At 71.9% G+C, this 4,060-nt stretch carries 4 protein-coding genes; 3 read left to right on the forward strand and 1 reads right to left on the reverse strand.

Annotated elements, in window-relative coordinates:
- The first annotated feature begins 256 nt into the window (after positions 1–256).
- Together A6A27_RS07280 and A6A27_RS07285 are read left to right on the forward strand one after the other, a co-directional pair.
- Entirely contained in the window at positions 257–1,228 is a 972-nt protein-coding gene (locus tag A6A27_RS07280; RefSeq protein ID WP_073833784.1) for an LLM class F420-dependent oxidoreductase, read from the forward strand.
- Position 1,229: 1 nt separating this feature from the next.
- Complete coding sequence (locus A6A27_RS07285) at positions 1,230–2,021, forward strand: SDR family oxidoreductase (protein ID WP_073833785.1); 792 nt, start codon at positions 1,230–1,232, stop codon at positions 2,019–2,021.
- Positions 2,022–2,175: 154 nt separating this feature from the next.
- Here the strand turns inward: A6A27_RS07285 and A6A27_RS07290 are convergent, their stop codons facing one another.
- Positions 2,176–2,427 carry a hypothetical protein gene (locus A6A27_RS07290; RefSeq protein ID WP_073833786.1) on the reverse strand — a complete coding sequence of 84 codons (252 nt, stop codon included), beginning with the start codon at positions 2,425–2,427 and terminating at the stop codon, positions 2,176–2,178.
- Positions 2,428–2,773: 346 nt separating this feature from the next.
- On the opposite strand from A6A27_RS07290, the gene A6A27_RS07295 reads away from it, so the two are divergent.
- Positions 2,774–4,000 (forward strand): IS256 family transposase, encoded by a 1,227-nt coding sequence (locus A6A27_RS07295; RefSeq protein ID WP_073833787.1) that lies wholly within the window; start codon positions 2,774–2,776, stop codon positions 3,998–4,000.
- Positions 4,001–4,060: the final 60 nt, after the last annotated feature.

Genomic DNA, 4,060 nt, shown 5'->3' on the forward strand with positions numbered 1-4,060 from the left:
CCCAACGGAGTCCTTCAGGGCCGAGAAGCTGACGGAACGTCGCCCGCTTCGCGGCGTCCTCGCTTTGCAGCCGACCCGGCGGTTCGGCGGCCGTCATGGTCGCCTCCCCCCGTCGGTCCAGCCCATCTGGCAGTCGTAACACTCTTTCCGGTTCTGTTGGCGTCTATCGTGCTTTTCGATCGGGTCGGGACCGGTCCGGATCTTGCTCAGGGGGACGGCGAGCGGGCACGATCGACCAGTGACGATCAGATGGGGCATGACGGTTCCGCTGAGCGGCATCCCGCTCGCCGACCACGCCCCGGTCTACGCGGCCCTCGACCGGGCCGGCTTCACCGACGTCTGGTCGTCGGAGGTGGCCGGGGCCGACGCGTTCACGCCGCTGGCGCTCGCCGCCGCGTGGCAACCCCGGCTGCGCCTCGGCACGGCGATCGCCCCGGTCTTCACCCGAGGGCCCGGGCTGCTCGCGATGAGCGCCGCCGCGCTCGCCGAGGCCGCCCCCGGCCGGTTCGCCCTCGGCATCGGCGCGTCCTCGCCGGTGCTCGTCCGTGACTGGAACGCCGGCCGGTTCGAGGAGCCGTACCAGCGGACCAGGGACATGCTGCGCTTCCTGCGCGCCGCGCTGCGGGGGGAGACGGTCGACGGGGCGTACGACACGTTCACCGTCCGCCGGTTCACCCTGGAACGCCCTCCGGCCGTGCCGCCGCCGGTGCTGGTGGCCGCGCTGCGTCCTGGCATGCTGCGGCTCGCCGCCGCCGAGGCCGATGGAGTGGTCCTCAACTGGCTGGCCGCCGCCGACGTGCCGACCGCCCTCGCCGAGCTGGGCGAGCGCCGGCCCGGCTTCGAGGTCGTCGCCCGGATCTTCGTCTGCCCGACCGAGGACGCGACGCACGCCCGGGCGCTGGGCCGCCGCCTGGTCGCCGGCTACCTCACCGTCCCCGCGTACGCGGCCTTCCACCGCTGGCTGGGCCGGGATCCGCTGCTCGGGCCGATGTGGGCGGCGTGGGCGGCCGGCGACCGGCGGGGCGCCGCCGCGGCCGTGCCGGACGAGGTGGTCGACGCGCTGGTGCTGCACGGCTCACCCGAGGACTGCGTCGCGCAGGTCCGCCGGTACGCCGAGCAGGGGGTGGACGTGCCGGTGCTGGCGCTGCTGCCCACCCCGGAGTTGGCCGCCGGTGGCGCGGCGGCGCTGGCTGCGCTGATCCCCCGGCTCGGCACGGAGGTGACCTGAGATGAACCTGACCGATCGGGTGGCCGTGATCACCGGTGGCGCGGGTGGCATCGGCGCGGCGCTCGGCCGCCGGTTCGCCGCCGAGGGCGCCGCCGTCGTTGTCCTCGCCGACCTGGACGCCGATGCGGCCCGCACGGTCGCCGAGGGGATCGGACCCGTCGCGCACGCCGTCGGGCTGGACGTCACCGACGAGGCGCAGGTCCACGCGCTGGTTGACGAGACCGAGCAGCGGTACGGGCGGATCGACGTGTTCTGTGCCAACGCCGGCGTGGCCACCGGCGGGGGAGTGGACGCACCCGACTCGGACTGGGAGCGGGCCTGGCAGGTCAACGTCATGGCCCACGTGCACACCGCCCGGGCGGTGCTGCCCGCGATGCTCCGCCGCGGTCAGGGGTACCTGTTGTTCACCTGCTCGGCGGCGGGGGTGCTGACCGCGGTCGGCGACGCCCCGTACACCGCGACGAAGCACGCGGCGGTCGGTTTCGCGGAGTGGCTGTCGGTCACCTACCGGGACGCCGGCATCCGGGTCAGCGCGCTCTGCCCGCAGGGTGTGGACACGCCGATGCTCGCCGACGGTTTGGCCGCCGGGCACCTGGGTGCCCGGGTGATCGCCGCTTCCGGGGCGGTGCTCAGCCCCGACGAGGTCGCCGAGGCCACCATCGCCGGGCTGGCCGAGGAGCGGTTTCTGATCCTCCCGCATCCGGAGGTCGCCACGTACGCGCGCCGGCGGGCCGAGGATCCGGACGGCTGGCAGGCCGGCCTGCGCAAACTGGTCCGCAAGCTGCGTCAGTGATCTCCCGGCCAGGTAGCCCGGCCGCTGACCAGATCGGGTGCCCGCACCCGGCCGCCATCGGGGATGGGAACGGGAGACCGAGATCCGGCGACGCGACTTGAGCTGAGCGTGACGGCGGTGTCTGGGCTGCGGGCTGGACTGTGGTCGTCCAGGATCAGTTGACGTCGCTCGGCGGACCGCCGGAGTAGCTGCCCCAGTTGCAGCCGGGCTGGGCGCTGTCGGTGGTCGACAGGCCGGGCCCGGCGCGGCGGGAGTCCCGCCGGATCCCCCGGGCCGCCTGCCGCGCCGCGGCGAGCCTCTCCTCGCGGGTCAGCTCGCGAGGGACGCGGCGGCGCATGCGCCACCCGGCGATGGCCAGGAGGACGGCGGCGAGGGCGGTGGTGGCCGCCCAGACAGGCGGGTGCATGTCGTCAGTGTTGCTCGGCCGAGCAAGGTGATCGGCATTCCGCGTTCCGGTGGGTTGAGCCCGGTCCGCCTGGACGCCTGGATTGCCGGCGAGCCGGCCGGATCGGGTGCGGTACGAGGTCATCCGGCCTGCTGACGCGCTTCTCGGCTCGGTTCGGCTGGCACGGTTGCTGTACTTCGCTGCTGTACTGCTGGCGCGGTTCCGCCGGTTGGTTGCGTCCACGGAAGTGGTGTACGACTTGCCCGTGATGGGCGTGTTGCGTAGATAGGAGACGGCCACCGCGCGATCCTTCGAGACGGCTAAATCCAACGAAGGAGAGTGATGCGCGAAGGCCGCATCTGAGAGTGTGAGCCCTGTTGACCTGCTGTGCGAGCAGATCGAGGGCGCGTCGCCTGATGTTTTGCAGGCGATGATCAGGACGTTCGCGCAGGCGATGATGTCCGCCGAGGCGGACGCGATCTGCGGCGCCGGGTATGGGCAGCGCAGCGACGAGCGGGTCAACTCTCGTAACGGCTACCGGCCGAGGCAGTGGGACACCCGGGCCGGGACGATCGACCTGGCGATACCGAAGCTGCGGCAGGGCTCCTACTTCCCGGACTGGCTGCTGACGCACCGGCGGCGGGCCGAGCAGGCCCTCGTGTCGGTGGTTGCCACCTCCTACCTGCTCGGGGTGTCGACGCGGCGGGTGGAGAAGCTGGTGGAGCAGCTCGGGATTCGGCAGCTGTCGAAGTCGCAGGTGTCGGAGATGGCCGCCCACCTGGACGCCCAGGTGCAGGCGTTCCGCAACCGGCCCCTGGACTCAGGGCATTACACGTTCGTGTGGATGGACGCGTTGACGATGAAGGTCCGCGAAGCCGGCCGCACGGTCAACGTCCACGCGCTGATCGCTGTCGGGGTCAACGCGGATGGCCAACGCGAAGTCCTCGGCGTCGATGTCGCCGCGGATGAGGACGGCGCCGGCTGGTTGGCGTTCCTGCGGTCGTTGACCGCCCGTGGCCTGTCCGGCGTCCGCCTGGTCATCTCCGACGCCCATGCCGGCCTCGTGGCCGCCATCGGCGCTGCGCTGCCCGGGGCGTCGTGGCAGCGGTGCAGGACTCATTACCTGCGGAACTTGCTGACCAAGGTGCCGAAGTCGGCGCAGCCGTGGATCGCGACCCTGGTGCGCACGATCTTCGACCAGCCCGATGCTGATGCCGTCCGAGCCCAGTTCGACCGGGTCGTGGCCACGATCGAGGCGAAGTTCCCCGCCGCGGCCGAGCACCTCGACGCCGCCCGCGACGATCTCCTGGCGTTCACCGGCTTCCCGCGCGAGATCTGGCGCCAAATCTGGTCGAATAACCCACAGGAGCGGCTGAACAAGGAGATCCGTCGCCGCACCGACGTCGTCGGGATCTTTCTGAACCGGGCGGCGATCATCCGCCTCGTCGGCGCCGTCCTGGCCGAACAGACCGACGAGTGGACCGAAGGCCGCCGCTACATGGGCCTGGAACTACTCGCCAAAGCCCGCCTGATCACCGTCGACACAGACCAACACGGCACCGACCAGACCGACCCCACCCCGATCGCCGCATAACATCAGACCGGATCCCGCGATGGCCGTCTCTTAGTGAGCGTCCGGGAACTCGGCAGGGCG

This window comes from Micromonospora sp. CB01531 (assembly GCF_001905095.1).
Classification (GTDB): Bacteria; Actinomycetota; Actinomycetes; order Mycobacteriales; family Micromonosporaceae; genus Micromonospora.

Bases quoted from the DNA above. Each gene is read 5' to 3' on its own strand.
- A6A27_RS07280 (WP_073833784.1), top strand. From the start codon at position 257: ATGACGGTTCCGCTGAGCGGCATCCCGCTCGCCGACCACGCCCCGGTC.
- A6A27_RS07285 (WP_073833785.1), top strand. From the start codon at position 1,230: ATGAACCTGACCGATCGGGTGGCCGTGATCACCGGTGGCGCGGGTGGC.
- A6A27_RS07290 (WP_073833786.1), bottom strand. From the start codon at position 2,427: ATGCACCCGCCTGTCTGGGCGGCCACCACCGCCCTCGCCGCCGTCCTC.